At 76.6% G+C, this 16,662-nt stretch carries 17 protein-coding genes and 1 tRNA gene; 8 read left to right on the forward strand and 10 right to left on the reverse strand.

What is annotated here, in order from left to right:
- Window positions 1-803, forward strand: an 803-nt coding sequence (locus tag ACFUVW_RS04270) for a helix-hairpin-helix domain-containing protein (protein WP_430570114.1), incomplete at its 5' end; no start/stop codon positions are given.
- Between the two features lie 104 nt (window positions 804-907).
- Entirely contained in the window at window positions 908-2,089 is a 1,182-nt protein-coding gene (locus tag ACFUVW_RS04275; RefSeq protein WP_430570115.1) for a glycerophosphodiester phosphodiesterase family protein, read from the forward strand.
- 11 nt (window positions 2,090-2,100) lie between these two features.
- Here ACFUVW_RS04275 and ACFUVW_RS04280 read toward each other — a convergent pair whose 3' ends face one another.
- From ACFUVW_RS04280 to ACFUVW_RS04295, 4 genes are all read right to left on the reverse strand, one after another.
- Window positions 2,101-2,541 (reverse strand): ArsR/SmtB family transcription factor, encoded by a 441-nt coding sequence (locus ACFUVW_RS04280; RefSeq protein ID WP_430570116.1) that lies wholly within the window; start codon window positions 2,539-2,541, stop codon window positions 2,101-2,103.
- Entirely contained in the window at window positions 2,541-3,188 is a 648-nt protein-coding gene (locus tag ACFUVW_RS04285) for an SRPBCC domain-containing protein (RefSeq protein WP_430570117.1), read from the reverse strand. Before ACFUVW_RS04285 ends, ACFUVW_RS04280 begins: the two co-directional genes overlap by 1 nt.
- A 72-nt stretch (window positions 3,189-3,260) precedes the next feature.
- Window positions 3,261-3,659 (reverse strand): hypothetical protein, encoded by a 399-nt coding sequence (locus ACFUVW_RS04290; protein ID WP_430570118.1) that lies wholly within the window; start codon window positions 3,657-3,659, stop codon window positions 3,261-3,263.
- Window positions 3,660-3,701: 42 nt separating this feature from the next.
- Window positions 3,702-4,604: a serine protein kinase RIO gene (locus tag ACFUVW_RS04295; protein ID WP_430570119.1), complete on the reverse strand. Its 903-nt coding sequence runs from the start codon at window positions 4,602-4,604 to the stop codon at window positions 3,702-3,704.
- Window positions 4,605-4,846: 242 nt separating this feature from the next.
- On the opposite strand from ACFUVW_RS04295, the gene ACFUVW_RS04300 reads away from it, so the two are divergent.
- A complete protein-coding gene (locus ACFUVW_RS04300) occupies window positions 4,847-5,728 on the forward strand; it encodes an MBL fold metallo-hydrolase (RefSeq protein WP_430570120.1) in 882 nt (293 codons plus the stop codon).
- Window positions 5,729-5,744: 16 nt separating this feature from the next.
- Here ACFUVW_RS04300 and ACFUVW_RS04305 read toward each other — a convergent pair whose 3' ends face one another.
- A complete protein-coding gene (locus ACFUVW_RS04305) occupies window positions 5,745-6,569 on the reverse strand; it encodes a metal-dependent hydrolase (RefSeq protein ID WP_430570121.1) in 825 nt (274 codons plus the stop codon).
- Window positions 6,570-6,788: 219 nt separating this feature from the next.
- On the opposite strand from ACFUVW_RS04305, the gene ACFUVW_RS04310 reads away from it, so the two are divergent.
- A tRNA-Leu gene (locus ACFUVW_RS04310) sits at window positions 6,789-6,876 on the forward strand.
- 67 nt (window positions 6,877-6,943) lie between these two features.
- Here ACFUVW_RS04310 and ACFUVW_RS04315 read toward each other — a convergent pair.
- The 5 genes from ACFUVW_RS04315 to ACFUVW_RS04335 are packed head-to-tail and all read right to left on the reverse strand — an operon-like array spanning window position 6,944 to window position 12,412.
- Window positions 6,944-8,200 carry a CHAT domain-containing protein gene (locus ACFUVW_RS04315; RefSeq protein ID WP_430570122.1) on the reverse strand — a complete coding sequence of 419 codons (1,257 nt, stop codon included), beginning with the start codon at window positions 8,198-8,200 and terminating at the stop codon, window positions 6,944-6,946.
- On the reverse strand, window positions 8,194-9,726 hold the full coding sequence (locus ACFUVW_RS04320) for a hypothetical protein (RefSeq protein WP_430570123.1): 1,533 nt from the start codon (window positions 9,724-9,726) through the stop codon (window positions 8,194-8,196). Before ACFUVW_RS04320 ends, ACFUVW_RS04315 begins: the two co-directional genes overlap by 7 nt.
- Entirely contained in the window at window positions 9,723-10,637 is a 915-nt protein-coding gene (locus tag ACFUVW_RS04325) for a hypothetical protein (RefSeq protein ID WP_430570124.1), read from the reverse strand. The genes ACFUVW_RS04320 and ACFUVW_RS04325 overlap by 4 nt, the downstream gene beginning before the upstream one ends.
- Complete coding sequence (locus ACFUVW_RS04330) at window positions 10,634-11,929, reverse strand: hypothetical protein (protein WP_430570125.1); 1,296 nt, start codon at window positions 11,927-11,929, stop codon at window positions 10,634-10,636. Before ACFUVW_RS04330 ends, ACFUVW_RS04325 begins: the two co-directional genes overlap by 4 nt.
- Window positions 11,930-11,986: 57 nt before the next feature.
- A complete protein-coding gene (locus ACFUVW_RS04335; RefSeq protein WP_430570126.1) occupies window positions 11,987-12,412 on the reverse strand; it encodes a hypothetical protein in 426 nt (141 codons plus the stop codon).
- 153 nt (window positions 12,413-12,565) lie between these two features.
- On the opposite strand from ACFUVW_RS04335, the gene ACFUVW_RS04340 reads away from it, so the two are divergent.
- The 4 genes from ACFUVW_RS04340 to ACFUVW_RS04355 all read left to right on the forward strand — a co-directional run bounded on the left by ACFUVW_RS04340 (window position 12,566) and on the right by ACFUVW_RS04355 (window position 16,631).
- Window positions 12,566-13,186, forward strand: coding sequence for a hypothetical protein (locus ACFUVW_RS04340; protein ID WP_430570127.1), 621 nt, complete (start codon window positions 12,566-12,568; stop codon window positions 13,184-13,186).
- Between the two features lie 54 nt (window positions 13,187-13,240).
- Window positions 13,241-14,089: a PA2928 family protein gene (locus ACFUVW_RS04345; protein ID WP_430570128.1), complete on the forward strand. Its 849-nt coding sequence runs from the start codon at window positions 13,241-13,243 to the stop codon at window positions 14,087-14,089.
- A 7-nt stretch (window positions 14,090-14,096) separates the two neighbouring features.
- Window positions 14,097-15,230, forward strand: coding sequence for a hypothetical protein (locus ACFUVW_RS04350; protein WP_430570129.1), 1,134 nt, complete (start codon window positions 14,097-14,099; stop codon window positions 15,228-15,230).
- A gap of 204 nt (window positions 15,231-15,434) precedes the next feature.
- Window positions 15,435-16,631 carry an AI-2E family transporter gene (locus tag ACFUVW_RS04355; RefSeq protein WP_430570130.1) on the forward strand — a complete coding sequence of 399 codons (1,197 nt, stop codon included), beginning with the start codon at window positions 15,435-15,437 and terminating at the stop codon, window positions 16,629-16,631.
- The last annotated feature ends 31 nt before the right edge of the window (window positions 16,632-16,662 follow it).

Consider the following 16,662-nt stretch of genomic DNA (forward strand, 5'->3'; position numbering starts at 1 on the left):
CGAATGATTCGGTCGCTGCGCTCCCTCGGCTCTCGCTCGACGACTCCCCGAACCCATCCCGCGAGGACGGCGGCTTCGGGCCGGCGCCCGACCCGGCGCTCGCGGTGCGGCTCGGGCTGAGCGCGGTGCGCGGCATCGGCGACGACCTGGCCGAGCAGATGGTCGCCGAGCGGACCGAGCACGGCCCGTTCCGCGACCTGCGCGACCTGGCCCGCCGGGTCGGCCTTAGCACCGCCCAGCTGGAGGCGCTCGCCACCGCGGGCGCCACCGAGGGCCTGGGCGCCGGGCGCCGCGAGGCGCTGTGGGCCGCGGGGGCGCTCGGCCAGGAGGGGCCGGGCACCCTGCCGGGCGTGTCCGTCGGGGTCGACGCCCCGACGCTGCCGGGCATGACGCCGGTCGAGACGGACGTCGCCGACGCCTGGGCCACCGGCATCACGCCCGGCTCGACGTCGCCGCTGGAGCACGTGCGCGAGGGACTGGAGAAGGCGGGGGTGCTCACCGTCGCCGGGGTGTGCGCCACCGAGCCGGGCCGCCGGGTCGCGGTGGGCGGCGTCGTGACGCACCGGCAGCGCCCGGGCACGGCGGGCGGCGTGACGTTCCTGTCGCTGGAGGACGAGACGGGGCTGCTCAACGTCATCTGCACGGCGGGGCTGTGGCGCCGCTTCCGGACGGTGGCGCGCGGCGCCCCCGCGATGGTGGTCCGCGGCAGGGTCGAGAGCGCCGACGGGGCGGTCAACCTGCTCGCGGAGCACCTCGCGCCGCTGCGGCTGCCCGTGGCCACCCGGTCCCGGGACTTCCGGTGACGCCCTCGGGACCTGCCGGCCGCCCCCGGTGAGTTCACCGGCCCGTCGGCGCCACGCCGACACGCGTCCACCGGCGGGTCACCCGGGGCGCGCAGGCTCGACGCATGCGCCTCCGCCGAGCCGTCGCCCCCGCCGTCGTCAGCGCCCTCGCCGCCGCCGCCCTCCTCGTCCCGGGGGCAGCGACCGCCGTCGCGGGCCAGGGCCATGGACAGGGACAGGGACAGGTGCATGGACAGGGCCCCGGGCACGGGAACCCGCGCGCCTTCGACCTGCAGGCCCACCGGGGCGGCGTGGCGATGACCGTGGAGAACACGCTGCCCGCGTTCGCGAACGCCCTCGAGCTCGGGGTGAGCACCCTCGAGCTGGACGTGCAGATCACCGCCGACGGGCACGCCGTGGTGACCCACGACCGCGACCTCAGCCCCGCCAAGTGCGTGGACACCGCACCCGCGTTCCCCGGGGACCCGGAGTACCCGTACGTGCCCGGCACCACGTACGTCAAGGACCTCACGCTCGCCCAGGTCCGCACGATCGACTGCGGCTCCCTGCGCCAGCCGCAGTTCCCGGGGCAGGAGCTGCACCCGGGCGAGCGCATCCCGCTGCTGTCGGAGGTCTTCGGCCTCGTGCACGACTACCGGGCACGCCAGGTCACGCTGAACGTCGAGACCAAGGTCGAGGCGGGCGCCCCCGAGCAGACCGCGCCCCGCGAGGAGTTCGTGCAGGTCGTCGCGCGGGAGGTGCGCCGCGCGCGGCTGGTCGACCAGGTGACGATCCAGAGCTTCGACTGGGGCGCGCTGATGCGGATGAGCGAGGTCGAGCCGCGGCTGCCGCTCGTGGCCCTCACCAACGGCCAGCAGTTCCTGCAGCAGGGGCAGCCGGGGGCCTCCCCGTGGCTCGGGGGCCTCGACATCGACGACTTCGACGGCTCGCTCCAGGAGCGCTTCGTCGCCGCGGCCGCGTCGTTCGGCGCGGACGCCGTCTCGCCCGTGCACGGCGACCCGCAGGGCGGCGGCGTCGAGGACCCGGGGTACGTGCCCTTCACCACGGCGGAGCTGGTCGACGCCGCCCACGACGCGGGCATGCGGGTGGTGCCCTGGACCGTGGACGACCCCGCCACGATCGAGACCCTGCTGGACCTGGGGGTGGACGGCCTCATCACGGACGCCCCGGACGTGCTGCGCGGCATCATGGCCGAGCGCCACCTCAAGCTGCCCAAGGCGTACCGCGAGCCGCGCCACCGGGCGGCGCTCCCGGCGGCCGGGCCGGACGGGGCCGCGACCGCCTGACCGGACGGGGGTCAGCCGGCGGCGCTCGCGGCGCCGGCCGCGCCGTCCGCGCCGGTCGCGCGACGCCGCGCGCGTCGACCGCGGGCGACCTCGGTCTCGAGGGCGTCGAGAGGCTGGGCGAACGGGTCGCCGAAGCGGGCCAGCCACAGGCGCACGACGTCGAGCCCGGCGTCGTCGACGGCGTAGAGGCGGCGCGTCCCCTCGGCGCGCACGGTGACGAGGCGCGCGTCCCGCAGCACCCGCAGGTGCTGCGAGACGGCCGGCTGCGAGATGCGGGTCTCCGCGCGCAGCGCGTCGACGAGCACGCCCGCGGGCCGCTCGCCGGCGGCGAGCAGCTCGAGCAGGCGACGCCGGACGGGGTCGCCCAGGGCCTCGAAGGGGCCCCGCGGCGCGGCCGGCTCGCGTCCCGGGGTCTCGGCTGTCGCTCCTGCCGACGCCGCGGCGCCCGGCATCAGGCCTCCGGCACCGTGGTGTAGAAGGCGACGGTGCGCTCGGCCGCGGCGCGGGCGGCGCCCGGGTCGTCCCCCGCGGCGATCGCGGCGTCGGCCCAGCCGGCGGCGGCGAGCCGGGAGAACTCGACGCCCTCGGGCGAGAGCGACCAGGCCTCCGCCGCCTTCGGGTCGACCGCGCCGGACGGGTCCGCGAGGTGCAGCCCCAGCCCGACGAGCCCCAGGTCCCAGCCGACGCCGGTGGCGCCGGGGCCGTACTGGTCCCACAGCTCCTGGGGGACGACGGCCTCGTGCACGAGCTCGAGGACGCTGCTGTCGCCGTCCTCCGTCAGGGCGACGGTCAGCCACGAGACGGAGCCGCCGAACTCCCAGGTGACGGCGAAGCTCGCGGGGGCGTCGCAGCGCTCGACGGTGCCCCCGGCGTTCCCCTCGAGCTGATAGCGCCCGCCGACGCTCAGGTCACCGCTGACGGGCAGGAACCAGCGGGGGATGCGTGCGGCGGAGGTGACGGCGTCCCACAGGTCGTCGCGGTCCGTGGCGTAGGCGCGCCGGGCGACGGCGATCTTCGTGGGCACCCCGTCACGCTCGCCGGCGCGGATCTCCCGCGCCACGAGCCCCGCGGTGGCGACCGGGTCGATGGTGATGGTCATGGCGGACCTCCTTGATATAAGCGGACGCTTATATACAACCATGCGCGGACGCTCGAGGGAAGGGGCGGGGAGTCAGTCCAGGGGCGCGACGACGCAGACCTCGAAGGTCCCGCGGCCGCGCCGCAGCAGGTAGCGGCACCGCTCCTCGGCGATCTCGGCTGCGAGCTCGTCCCGGTAGGACCAGCGGACCTCGATCCAGAGCAGCGCCCAGCCGGCCTCCTCGACGGCCACCAGCTCGGGCAGCACCGCGACGGCCTCGCGCACCCGCGAGGCCGCCGGGCGCTGCCTCGACACGTCGAGCACGTCCTCGGGGGACGCGAGGACGGTCGAGCCCTCCTGGCCGACGAGCAGGGCGGGCAGGTCGTAGCGGTCGGTGACCGCCTCGAGGTCCTCCGCGCCGAGCACCAGGCCCAGGTCCGCGAGGAAGGAGGCGAGCGCCTCGCCGTCGTACGAGCCCGTCGGATCCGCCATCCGATCACGGTAGCCCGGTGGCATCGTCGGCGCTCAGGGGCCTCACCAGGCCTGCGCGAAGACGTCCGCGAACAGCTCGTCGGGATCGACCTCGAGACCGCGGGACGCGAACCAGGTGCACACGTTCCGGCAGTCGCGGTGCAGCAGGTCTGCGCCGAACGGGTTGGCCACGAGGTCCACGACCTGGGGCAGGTCGATGATCACGAGGCGCCCGCCGTCGTCGGGCGTGCCGTCCCCGCCGAGGCCGTCGACGAGGATGTTGTACGGCGACAGGTCGCCGTGCGCCCACCCGAGGCGCGCGATGACGCCCATCCCGTGCCGCAGCTGCTCGAACCAGTCCGCGAGGAGCGTCTTGTCGGGCCGGGTGCGGGCGAGGCGCGGCGCGGCCTCGACCGTGCCGTCCGCCGACTCCCGCCCGACGAACTCGAGCAGCAGCTCGGTGCCGTCGATCTGCACGGGGTAGGGCACGGGCGCGCCGGCGTCCCACAGCCGGGACAGGGCGAGGAACTCGGCGTCCGCCCACTGGGTCGCGGCGACGGCCCGGCCCCACGAGGACTTGCGGTCCTCGACGGCGCGCTGGTCGCGGGTGCGGCGCACGCGCCGCCCGTCGGTGTACTCGCCGTCGCGGTGGAACTGGCGGTGGTCGCGGCCGCGGTACCGCTTGGCGGCCAGCAGGCTGCGACGGGTCGGGTCGTCGGGCACGGCGCGCTCGACGAGGAAGACGTCCGCCTCCTTGCCGGTCTTGAGCACGCCGAGCTCGGTGTCGAGCGCGGCGTCGGCGGTGACCACCCAGTCGGGGCGGGGCTCGGGGCCGCGCTGGCCCTTGGTGACGGAGGTCCAGGTGGACCACCGCTGGTCGGGGCCGGGCTCCACGGGGAGGTCGCCGCCCGCGTCGGCCGAGAAGGCGGTGAAGGGGGACGAAAGGGAAGGGGTGTGCTGGTGCACGCGAGACTCCTGCTCAGGTCGAGGAGCTCGAGCACGGCCCCTCAGGATCGGGTGGTGTCCGCCCGCCGGGAGGTCTCCGGGAGGGCGCGCGCGACGACGTCGTCCATCGATCTGCCCTCCTTCGCGTGCGGGCCCGCGCCGATCGCGTGCCGCCTGCGGGGAGCATGGCAGACGGGCGCCGCGGCGGTCCACGGATTAAGTCCCCGGCCCGCACCCGGAGGTCGTGTCCGTAGGGTGCGGGCATGGGGTTCGTGCCGGTGGCCGGTGGGTCGCGCGGGGTCGAGGACGTCCTGGTCCGCACCGCCCGGCGGCTGCAGACCACCACCACCCTGGTGCTCGCGCCCGGGGGCGCGGCTGTCGACGGCCGGCGCCCGGCGCTCCTGGTCGACCCGGCCTGGGAGCCCGACGAGCTCGTGGCGGCCGCCGACGAGGTGGGCGCCCGGGGCGGGCGGCTCGCCGCCGGGTTCGCGACGCACGCCCATCACGACCACCTGCTGTGGCACCCGCGTCTCGGCCTCGACGTGCCGCGCTGGGCGACGGCGCGGGCAGCGCGTGTCGCGCGGCGGGAGCGTCCGCGGCTGCTGGCGGAGGCGCGCGCCGACGTCGCGCGGTACGGGGGAGCCGCGCACCCGGCCGAGGTGCTCGACCTCCTCGGGCGCGTCGCCCCGGTCCCGGCGGCCGAGCGCGGCGTCCCCGACCCGGACGGCGTCCTGCCACCCACCGAGCTCGTGGTGCACGACGGCCACGCGCCCGGGCACGGCGCGCTCTGGCTGCCGCGCAGCCGCGTGCTCGTGGCGGGCGACGTGCTCAGCGACGTCGAGCTCCCGCTCCCGTTCGACGAGATCACGAGCGAGGTCACAGGCGACGCCGCGGACGGACCGGCCGCGGTGCGCGACGTCGAGCGCTACCTCGCCGGGCTGGACCTGCTCGCGGGGTTCGCGGCCCGGTGCGCCGTCGTCGTGCCCGGTCACGGGACGCCGACGGCGGACCCGGCGGGCCGCCTCGACGCGGACCGCCGCTACCTCGACGCCGTGCTGGCCGGCCGCACCGTCGACGACCCGCGCCTGGAGCTGCCGGGGGCCGCGGAGGAGGACCGCCGGCTGCGCGCCGCCCTGGCGCGGTGACGCCGGGGCGCGTCGGTCAGCCGCCGATCGTGCCCGCCCAGGCCGTGACCTGGTCCCACACCGGCTGCGTGTCGAAGCCCATCTGTCCCAGGGCCGCCCAGGCGACGCCGACGACGGCGTAGAGGCTGACCGGCGTCATGACGACCCACTCCCGCCAGGAACCGGCATCGCCGAGGACCGGCAGCGAGAGGTTGCCGCCGTCGCGCCACACGTCGTCGAACGGCAGCACGCGGTAGCGGCGCACCCAGTACGGCGAGCGGAACTTCAGCGGCCACAGCAGGGGCACGCCGCGGGTGGTGAGCAGGTCGCCGAGCACGTGCACGGCGCACCCGAGGGCCACGGCCCAGGGCATCCAGTTCCACTCCTCGGGCGCGAAGACGGCCACGCAGCCGGCCAGGAGCACGGACAGCGTCCAGTTCCACCAGCGGCGCCCGCCGGTCACCTTCCACGCGCGCAGCGCGAACGAGATGAGCAGCACGGCCATGATCCCCGGCCCGACCAGGACCGTGCCGAGCTGCTCGGTGGTGATCGACACCATGCCCATCGCCCAGGCGATCGCAGTGAAGACGGCGATGCCGAGGAAGGAATGGGTGCCGTTGCGGTGGCCGCCGGAGACGGCCGCGACGAGCTTGGTCACGCCCTCGGAGACGGGCGGCAGCGAGTGCGCGATGGTGCCGCTGTGGTGGTCGGCGTCGGGCAGCAGCGCGGCGCCCGCGCAGACCAGCGCGCCGGTCATCACCCCGACCTCGGAGACCGGGTGCCAGCCGAACGCGAACGGCGCCGTCGACGTGACCGCGACCCAGGCGGCCGCTCCCGACGCGGCGTGGTGCCCACCCATCATGACCTGCGGCGCTCCCGTCCTCGACGGCCGGTTCGCCGCCGCTCGTCCCGTTCCTCACCCTTGACCGGTTGGTCCGGGCCGGGCAGGACGCTACACGGCGGCACCGACGCGCGGGCCCGTGACCAGCGCGCGGCTGTCGCGGTTTGCGAGAGCCCGCCCCCGCCGTGCTATGTTTTTCCCCGCACCGAGACGGCGCCGAGGCGCTGTCGAGGTCCACTCGTCCGGGTGGCGGAATGGCAGACGCGCTAGCTTGAGGTGCTAGTGCCCTTTATCGGGCGTGGGGGTTCAAGTCCCCCTCCGGACACCACAGATCACGAAGGGCCCCTCACCTGCGGGTGAGGGGCCCTTCGTGCGTCCGTGGCGGTGCGCCGGCGTCAGCCCCACGCGGTCGTGAGGGCCGCCCAGACGACGGGGGAGTACGCGGGATCGCCGGTGCGCTCCCACGCGTCGGCCTGCTCGCGCTGCCAGGCGCCCAGGGCCGCGACGGGGTCGTCGGCCTCGTGCGCGGTGTCCACGGCGACGACGGCGCGGGCGAGGTTCTCGCAGGGCGCGGAGGTCCCTGTCGAGCCGGGTCCCGACGACGCCGCGAGCATCTCGATGCCCACGTCCGTGGGCAGGGTCCACCGGGCCGCCGTGACGTGCTCGGCGCCGCGCGACGCGAACGCCGCCACCAGGCCCGCCGGGTCCGCGTAGCCGGCGTCGCCGCCCGACGCGCAGGCGACGAGCGCGACGCGCGACGGCACCACCCAGCCCTCGAGCGCGACGTCGGCCGCCTGCAGGGGACGGTGCGTGCCCCCGACGAGCGCCGCCCGGCCCTGCGCCTCGGGCCCGTCGGTGAGGTGCAGGCTCGACGCGAGCCCGTACGGGCCGCCGGTGACGTGCCCCACGTACAGGAAGCGGCCCGCGTCGGCCAGCAGTGCTCGGAGCTGATCGCGGTTCACCAGCGAGCGGACCGGGCCTTCGGGTGTCGAACCTCGGAGCCGGTCCCCGAGACCGGCCAGCATCTGCTCCACGAGCGGCTCGGACCGGCGCGTCACCGGCCCGAGCCCGTCGAGGGCGCCCGGCACCACCGGGTTCACCGTCGCGACCACGGGGCCGCCGGGGCGCGGCGGCGTGACGGTGCGGGACCGCGCGTTGCGGACCGACGCCGGGAGCAGCATCGACACGTCGGCGAGGTGCACGACGCGCTCGCCCTCGTCGACGCGCAGCGCCTCCCACGGGACGGCGGCGAGCGCGGCCGACGCCTGGATGCGCAGGTGCGGGCGCAGGCCCCTCTCGAGGAAGTGGTTGAGCTCCGCGCCCAGGGGCTGCGGGAGCAGCGCGCCGGCCAGTGCCCACGCCACCTCCTTCTCCCGGTCGACGTCGCCCAGCACGCGCCACGAGCGCAGCATCGCGTCGCGCACGGACTCGCCGCCCACCGGCTCGGGCACCGCAGGCCGGAGCGCGGCGAGCGCGCCCGCGACCTGGGGCGGCTGGACGCCCCAGAGGCGCGGCCGGTCCAGCGCGTGCTCCCAGCGCCAGGTGACCCAGAGCCCGCCCTCGTTCGTGTCCACGTACTTGACCTGGACGGTCGGCCGCGGACCGGCGTCCTCGGCGACGTCCTGCACTCCCGGGACGGTCAGGCTCACCATGCGTCCACCACCTCCGGCGAGCGGGCGTCGAACCCGTACCGGTCCCGGACGGCGCGCGCCGCCCACTCCAGCGGGCTGTCGTCGTCGGGCATCGACCGCACGCGCGGCGGGGTGGCGAGCAGGTCGAGCCGGCCGTCGCCCGGCCCGGTCCCCGCGTCCCCTGCGTCGCCCGCGCCGCCGTCGAGGGGCTCGAGCGCGGCACTCCCGGCGACGTGCTCCAGCAGGTCGAGGATCTCGTCGGCGCGGCCGGCCACGGTGAGCATCTGCAGCGCGGAGTCGACCACCGGCCGTGCCACCCGGGCCGTCCACGACTCGCGGAAGTCGCCGGCGGGCATGCCGAAACGGATCGCGTCGGCGGCCAGCGCGCACGGGACGGCGATGTCGACGGCCCGTTCCAGCGCCGCGGCGGTTTCGGTGCCGCCGCTGGCGCCGTCGCCCGTGCCGCCCGCACGGAGCTCGTTCGCGCGGCGCACGAAGGCGTTGTACGCGGCCACCGCGCGGCGCACGTCGACACGGACCAGCTCGACCGGCTCCGTCACGAGGGCCCGGGCGCGGTCGTGCGCCGCGAGGGCGTCCTCGGGCCGTCCGGCGTCGTCGAGCGCGAGGCCCAGCACCGTGAACGCCTCCACCTCGCCGACCTGCTCGCCGTCGGCGCGACAGCGTTCGGCGGCGCGACGGGCCTCGCGGATCGCGCCGTCGGTGTCGTGGCGCAGGCGCAGCACCTCGGCGCGTGCGGCGGCGAGGCCCGCCGCCTGGCGCCGGTTCCCCACCTCACCGAACGCCTGCTCCGCCTCGTCGAGGTGCCGTTCGGCGCTGTCGGCGTCGCCCTTCTCCAGGGCCAGCGACGCCGCGTGGCGGGCGCGCTCGCCACGGCGGGCGGCGTCCAGGGGCTGGGTGGCGGCGACCGCCTCGGCGGCCAGGACGTGATGCTCCGCGGCGCCCGTCGCACCGGCCAGGCGGCGGATCATCGCGAGGCGGTCCAGGCACAGCGACACGAGCCGGGGCTCGTGCTCCGAGGCGAGGTCGAGGCCCGCGCGGACGTCGGCCTCGGCCAGGTCGAGCTCGCCGGCGTGCTGCCGCGTCCAGCCGCGCCCGAGGCGCAGGTGGACCTGCGCCTCGGCCCACATCGGGTGGCCCAGCGGGTCGTCGACCTCGAGGGCGGCGTCGTAGTCGGCGACCGCCGCCGCGCCGTCGCCCGCGCCCAGGTGCAGCTCGGCACGCGCCATGAGCAGCATGACGGTCTCGAACGCGGCGCGGCCGTCGCGCAGCCGGGCCACGGCGGCCGCCGCCTTGAGCCCGTCGGCGACGTGCCGGCGGGCGGCCGCGTGGTCGCCCCGGTCGTTCGCGGCCTGGGACAGCGCGTGCCGGACGTGGGCGCGCAGATACAGCGCGTCGGGGTGGGAGCGCAGGTACCAGCGGTCGACCTTCGCGAGGATCCGCTCGGCGTACGGCTCGGCGGCCGCGTAGCCGCCGCGCTCGTACGCCTCGGTCATCCGCGCGGCCAGCGCGTTCACGTCGTCGCTCACGGCCCCACCTCGCGCGCGATCGCGACCAGCTGCGCCGCGTCCACGCCCGGGACGGGGGTGAAGCCGGGCACCCGCAGCCCGAGCCGCGGACGCCGCGTCAGGACCGTCGGGCCGACGGGGGCCTCGCCGCGCCAGACGTCGCCCCGGAGCTGCAGCGGCACCAGGAGCCGTCCCGCCCCGTCGTCCGGCGCGACCTGCGCGGCGTCGCCCTCCGCCGGGAGCGCGACCGCGGACGGCGCGACCGGGAGCCGGGTGCCGGCCCCCGGCGCGGCGGGCACGGTGACCTCGAGGGTCATCGACAGCCGCACCCGCCACGTGACCCGCGCCCACGGGTCCACGACGCCCTGCGGGACGGCACCCGGGTCCACGGGGTCGCTGCCCTCGAGGAGCGGGGCGCCGCCGTCGGCGGGCCCACCGCGCGCGGCCAGCGCGTAGTCCTCCTGCGCCGGCTCGGGGGGAGCCACCGTCGCGTCGAGGGCCACACCGTAGTCGTCGGCCAGCTCCCGGACCTGCTCGGCCAGCGCCGCCGGCTCGTCCCCCGCGCCGGCGGGCGGCGCCGCGTGCTCCAGCGGACCGAGGCGCGCGACCTGCGCGGCGAGCTCCCGCAGCACGCGCTCGACCGCCGTGTCGTCGTCGGTGACCCCGTCGAGCGCCGCGAGGGTCGTCGCCCGCCGGGCCGCGAGCACCCGCGGGTCGAGGGGCGGGACGCCGGCGACGCGCGACGCCGGCCACCAGGCCTCGCGCCACGCGTCGAGGGCGGCACGTCGCAGCGTCTGGCGCGGCACCGCGTCCAGCCACGCGGCGGCACGCGGCGCGTCCCACACGTCGACGCCGCTCGCACCGGTGCCGAGGTCCCACCACAGCAGGGCGCCCGCCCCCTCGAAGACGGCGGTGCGCCACGGGGCGATCACGCGACGCCGCCCTGCGCCGGGTGCGGCTGCGGGGTGGAGCCGCGCGGGTTCGGGGCGGACCGGTTCGGTGCGGACCGGTTCGCGCCCGTCCGGGCCAGTCCCGCCTTGAGGCGGTCGCGCCGGTCGAGCACCACCGAACGCATGGCACCGTCGAGCAGGTCCCACACGCCGTCGGCGGCCAGGGGCGCCCCGCGCAGCTCGCGCCCCTGCAGCCGGACCCACAGCCGACGCAGGAACGCCTCGCGGACGCCGTCGGCCGGGCCGGAGCCGTCGGGCAGGCGCAGCGCCTGCCGGACGAACGCCTCGCGCCGCCAGCGGCCCTCGAGGCGGCGGGCGGCGTCGGTGCCGCCGTCGAGCAGCCCGGCCGCGGCGCCCGCCGTCATCACCACGCGGTCCGCCTCCTCGGACAGCTGCCACGGCGCGGCGCTGCGCCGGGCCTCGGTCGTCACGACCTCGTGCAGGCTCGCCGACCCGTCCACCTGAAGGGCCGCGATCGCGCCGAACAGCCGCTCGAGCACCGACCGGTCGAACGGCGCCGGCAGCGCGGACTTCGACGCGTGCGCGCCCACCTGGGGCGGACGCGGGGTGGCGTGCTCCGACATGCCCAGGGCTCGGGCGGCACCCGGCGTGTGCAGCCTCGCCCCGGCCGCCGCACCGTCCTGGGCCGCGACGAGGGCGGCGAGCTCGGCCCGCCCGTCCACGGCGCAGACCTCGAGCAGCGCGGTGACCCGCTCGCCGGGGCCCGGCCCTGCGCCGGGCTCCGCCGCCGGGGCGGGCACGCGCTGCTCCCACGCCTCGTCGATCACGCGCCGCACCGCGTCGGCCACGGTCGGCGTCGTCAGGTACTCCTTGAGGTCGGCGGCCGTCACGCGGTCGTCGTCGTGCACGTCGTCGACCTCCGTGCCGGCCACCGTCGCAGCGTCCTGCCCCGGGTACCCGTGCCGGTGCGCGAGCTCGTACGCGCGCTGGAAGTACAGGTCCTGCGGGTTGCCCGTCGTGATGCCGCGCGCCCGGCGCTCCTGCTTCATGAGCACGAACCAGGCGGCCGCCGCCCGCAGGTCGTCGCCCGCCGCCAGGACCAGCTCCCGCAGGTCCCGGGCGGCCGGGGCGTCGAGCAGGGCCCGCCCCAGGTGCGCCCGCTGCACGGGGCGCACGACCAGCGGGTCCAGGACCAGCTTCGTCGTGCGCGCCAGGGGCAGACCCGCCGCGTTGCTCAGCGGAGCCACGCCGTCCCCGAGCTCGCGCCACGCCTCGGCGAGCACCCGGGCCCGCGGTACCGTCTGCGCAGTCACAGCGAAACCCTAACGGCGCTGCTCGCGCGGGAGCCCGCCGCGGCCGGCCCGGTCCGGTCAGGACGCGAGGCCCCCGTACAGCAGCGCGCCGTCGGCCGGGTTGCGCATCACGTGCACGGTGCCCCCGGCACGCGGGACCTGCAGGCGCGACACCATGGTGCGCAGCGTGACCGACCGACCCTCCAGCCCGAGCTCGAGGATCACGATCGGGTTGCCGTTGACCGTCTGCCCCGTGTCGCTGATCGCGACGACCGTCGCCGTGCGGAGGTCCGAGCCCGCCGGCACCACCGCCGGTCCCGCCATCGCCGCCTGACCGGTGCGGGTGGCCTCCACCGCGTCCCGGATCTTGCCGGCGTTCTCGGCGCCGATGACGAGCCGCGTCAGCCCGCCCGTGAGGCCGCGGCCCTGGCCGATCCTCTCGGCCGTCCGCATCGCGTCCTCGACGCGCTCCTCGTCGGACTTCCTCCTGCCGAACAGTCCCATGACCGGTGTCCTCTCTCGCGTGGTTCGTCGGTCGGTCCGCCTCTCGGTGCGTCACCGACTCGCCGACGCTAGGACCGGGGCGCGACCCTCCCGGTCACAGGTGACGCGAAAGCCGTGACCGGGAGGCCACCGGGGGCCCCCTAGCGTCGGGCCATGACGTCGCACACCGCCCCGAGCCGGACGGCGCTGGCCATCGCCGGGCAGCGCGGGTTCGGCGAGCACCGGGCCGCGTACCCGGTGAACCGGTCGCACGACCGTGCCATGAACGTGGCCCTCGTCGCGCTCGTCGTCGCGCCCGTGCCGTTCCTCGCGATGGCGTGGGCCGCCTCGCCGTGGAGCAGCCCGGGAGCGGGGCCGAGCACGGCCGGGTCGGTGGTCGGGACGATCGCGTCCGCTGCCGCCGGGCTCGCCTTCCTCGGCCTCGCGCTGTGGCTGGGGATCCCGGGGCTGCTGGCGTCGTTCAGCCACCCGCACGCGACGGTCCACCTGTTCGAGCGCGGTGCCGTCGCGATCCGCCACCGCGGCGGCAGCTACTCCTGGCCGTACGAGAACGCGCAGGCGCGCTACGTGGTCTGGCAGGAGGCGTGGGAGGGGGAGCTGCGGGACCGGCCACAGCTGTGGGTGACCTTCCGGGACGGCGAGACGATCTGCTTCGACGGGCACTCCGAGCGGGACCGCGCCGTGCTCCCCGACCTCGCGGCCGCCCTCGGCGGCGACCGCGAGCCCGAGCCGCTCGGCGAGCTCCTCTCGTACGAGACGCCGACGCCATTCTGACCCGCGGTCCGGCCCGCACCGACGGGCCGACGACCCAGGAGTGAGGAGGGACCGATGACGACACGTCGAGGCGACCGCCCGCGCTGGTGGCGCACCAAGGACGTGCTGGTGCCGCTGGCGCTGGTGGGCAGCTCGATCGCGCTGTTCTACGGGCTGCTGACCTGGGCGATGCTCAGCAACCCGTTGGCCAGCAGGGTCGACGAGCGGATCGTGTTCGGCGAGGTGGACGGGGCCGAGGTCGCCCTCGTCACCTACGAGCGGCAGGGGGACCGCAACCCGCTCGCGCTGCCGCACTGGATCCGGTCCGGCTACGACCGCCGCGCGACCGCCGTCTCGACGGCGACGGGCGAGCCGCTCTGGGACGTGAGCGTCGACCGCTGGTGGCCGCAGGGCCCGACGGCGCCCCTCGCCGTGGGCGGCGGCCGGGTCTACGTCATGGTGGCGGGCGGCCTCGTGATCCTCGACGCCGCGGACGGCGCCCGGGTGGCCGGGCCCGACGGGATCGCCGGGCTGGGCTCCCCGGTGCTCGAGTCGCAGGGTGCCTACGGGTACGACGCCGCGACGGACCAGGTCGTCGCGCTCACCGCGGACGGGGAGGTGGTGGGCCTCCCCGTGGGGACGGACGCCGCAGCCCCCGTCGACGCCGAGGTGCGCGAGCGCTGGTCGCTGGTGCTCGACACCTCGCCGCAGGCCGCCGCGCCCGACGGGCGGGAGCTCCACGACGTCGCCACCGGGTACGACCCGGACCACCCGTGCGAGGAGGTGTCCGGACCGTGCGCGGTGTCGCCGTCGGGCGTCGTCGTCGAGACCCGCGCGCCCGACCCGGGGGCCGAGGACCGTCTCGAGATGCTCGTCGTCGGCGGCGTGCGCACCGTGCTGGGTACGCAGGGGCTGTGGCGGTGAGGGCATCGTGAAGCCGGTCGAGGAGGTCGTGCTGACGCGCGAGCGCGTGGTGAACGCGCGGGGCCTGCTGGCCACGCTGGGCGTGCTCGCGCTGGGCGCGGGCGTCGCGTTCCTGGTGTTCGGCCCGTTCCGCGGCGGGCTCGGGGGCGACCTCGTGTGGCCGCGCCCGTCGATCGCATTCGGCACGCTCGACGGGCACGACGTCGCCGTCGTCGCCTACGACACCCTCGGCGAGTCCGAGGTGGCCGCGTACGACACCGCGACCGGGGAGCGGCTCTGGCGCCGTGCGGCTGGGTGGCGGCCCCGCCCGCTGGGCGCGGGCGACGAGCACGTCGTCGTCTGGGACGACCAGCGGCTGCGGGTCCTGGACCTGCGCCACGGGTCGGTCGTGGCCGAGGGCGACGACGTCGCCGGGCTCGACCTGCCGCACGGCGAGCTGAACTGGTGGCAGGACGGCGACGCGGTGGACCCGACCGAGGGGGTCGTCTACGTCTCGGTGCACGACGGGTTCCCCGAGGAGCGTCCCGACCTGGTGCGCGCCGTCCCGCTGGACGGGACGACGGCGGCCCCGCTCACGCCCCGCCAGGCCGAGCGGTGGGGCTGCTACGTCGGGTCGGCCGACGCCGCGTCGGACCCGAGCGTCGAACCCGCCACCGGCGTCACCCTCGGCGGGGTCACGTACGAGCTCCTGGCACCGGTGGGCAGGCCCGCGGGCACGCCGCAGCGGCAGCTCCGGGTCGACGGCGAGCCGCGGGGCGCGGTCTACCCCTTGGGCGTGCACCGCGCCGGCGTGCTCACGAGCTCGGCGTCGGGCCTGGTCGTGCCCGACGTGTGCGACGTCGGGCGGCCGCGCTCGGCGGCGACGCCGCTCGCACCCGGCAGCGGCGTGATCGCCGCGCTGGTGGGCGCGGACGTCGAGGACCCGTCGTCCCGGCTGGTGCTGCTCGACGCGGGCACGGGCGCGGAACGCCACCGCGTCGAGCGCGTCGTCGAGGTCGCCGTGGCGCGCACCACGCCGTCGGGCGGCGCGGTGATCGTGGTGGAGACCCGTCAGCCCGGCCTGCTCGGGCTCATGGCCCGGACCGACGCGCGCCTCGTCCTGATCTCGCCGGACGGCGCCGTGACCGAGACGGTCGTCTGAGCCCGGGCGCCGCCGGACAGCAAGACGCCCCGCCGTGTGGAGCGACGGGGCGTCTCGATCCGCTGTCTCATTCGGATCCCGCCGGCGCTCTCGCGCCGGAAGTCTGACGCTCATCCTACCCGCGCCGGCGACACGCGCCGTGTCCCGGCGTCGTGCCAGGTCCTGCGGCACACTGGGTGACACGCCGACGAGAGGGGTCCACGGGTGGCGAAACGGGCGACGGAGAACGTGCCGGCCTGGCTGCGGACGTCGGCCGGCTGGTCGTGGCGGCTCATCGCCCTGACCGCGGCGGTCGCGCTCGTGTTCTGGGCGACGGTGCAGGTGCAGCTGGTCTTCGTGGCCGTCTTCCTGGGGCTGGTGTTCGCCTCGGTGCTCAACCCTGTCGCGGACTTCTACGGCAAGGTCATGCCGCGCCCGCTGGCCACCGCGCTCGCGATCCTCAGCGCGTTCCTGGTGCTGGGGGGCCTCATCACGTACGTGGTCGCGTCGGTGGCGGGGCAGTGGGAGCAGCTCGCCGGCCAGTTCGACACCGGCGTGCAGCAGATCCTCCAGTACCTCGAGAGCGGGCCGTTCGGCCTGTCGGTCACGGTCGACCAGATCAACGAGTGGATCGACCAGGGCCGGCAGTGGCTCACCGACAACGCCGACTCGCTCGTCAGCCAGGCCGCGCAGAGCGCGGGCTCGGTGTTCGAGGGCTTCGCCGTCTTCGCCCTCGCGATCTTCTGCACGGTCTTCTTCGTCGCGTCCGGCGGCAAGATGTGGCACTGGTTCCTCGGCCAGATCCCGGAGCAGCACCGCAACCGGTGGCAGGCCGCGGCGGGCGCCGGCTGGTACAGCTTCTCGGGCTACGCGCGCGGCACCGTGATCATCGCCTTCGTCGACGGCGTCCTGGCGTTCGTCCTGCTGACCATCCTCGGGGTGCCGCTCGCGGCCCCGCTGGCCGTGCTGGTCTTCATCGGCGCCTTCATCCCGCTGATCGGTGCGCCGCTGGCGATGATCATCGCGGCCGTCGTCGCGCTCGCGGCCAACGGCATCGTCACCGCGCTCATCGTCACGATCGGCATCGCGCTCATCGGGCAGCTCGAGGGGCACGTGCTGCAGCCGCTCATCATGGGCAAGCAGGTGGCCCTGCACCCGCTGGTCATCGGCCTCGGCGTCACCGCCGGCACCGTGCTGGCCGGCATCCTCGGCGCGATCATCGCGGTCCCGCTCATGGCGGTCGCGTGGACGGTCTTCTCGACCCTGCGCGGGGACCGGCCGCACCCGGAGCTGGAGGACGAGCCGCCCGGGCCGAGGGAGCGGCCGCTCGCCGTCGCGCCCGTCGTCGACAGGCCCCGCGCCGACGCCGCGCCCGGCGACCACGGGCCGGCCGACCGGCCCGAGGAGACCCCGGACAAATAGCGTGAAGCACGCGGCGCGGCGTGCCACGATG

The sequence above is a fragment of the Isoptericola sp. NPDC057391 genome, from assembly GCF_042668085.1.
In the GTDB taxonomy this organism is placed as follows: Bacteria; Actinomycetota; Actinomycetes; order Actinomycetales; family Cellulomonadaceae; genus Isoptericola.

Bases quoted from the DNA above. Each gene is read 5' to 3' on its own strand.
- ACFUVW_RS04305 (WP_430570121.1), bottom strand. From the start codon at position 6,569: ATGATGGGTGGGCACCACGCCGCGTCGGGAGCGGCCGCCTGGGTCGCG.
- ACFUVW_RS04315 (WP_430570122.1), bottom strand. From the start codon at position 8,200: ATGGTGAGCCTGACCGTCCCGGGAGTGCAGGACGTCGCCGAGGACGCC.
- ACFUVW_RS04345 (WP_430570128.1), top strand. From the start codon at position 13,241: ATGACGACACGTCGAGGCGACCGCCCGCGCTGGTGGCGCACCAAGGAC.
- ACFUVW_RS04285 (WP_430570117.1), bottom strand. From the start codon at position 3,188: ATGACCATCACCATCGACCCGGTCGCCACCGCGGGGCTCGTGGCGCGG.
- ACFUVW_RS04290 (WP_430570118.1), bottom strand. From the start codon at position 3,659: ATGGCGGATCCGACGGGCTCGTACGACGGCGAGGCGCTCGCCTCCTTC.
- ACFUVW_RS04300 (WP_430570120.1), top strand. From the start codon at position 4,847: ATGGGGTTCGTGCCGGTGGCCGGTGGGTCGCGCGGGGTCGAGGACGTC.
- ACFUVW_RS04335 (WP_430570126.1), bottom strand. From the start codon at position 12,412: ATGGGACTGTTCGGCAGGAGGAAGTCCGACGAGGAGCGCGTCGAGGAC.
- ACFUVW_RS04340 (WP_430570127.1), top strand. From the start codon at position 12,566: ATGACGTCGCACACCGCCCCGAGCCGGACGGCGCTGGCCATCGCCGGG.
- ACFUVW_RS04280 (WP_430570116.1), bottom strand. From the start codon at position 2,541: ATGCCGGGCGCCGCGGCGTCGGCAGGAGCGACAGCCGAGACCCCGGGA.
- ACFUVW_RS04275 (WP_430570115.1), top strand. From the start codon at position 908: ATGCGCCTCCGCCGAGCCGTCGCCCCCGCCGTCGTCAGCGCCCTCGCC.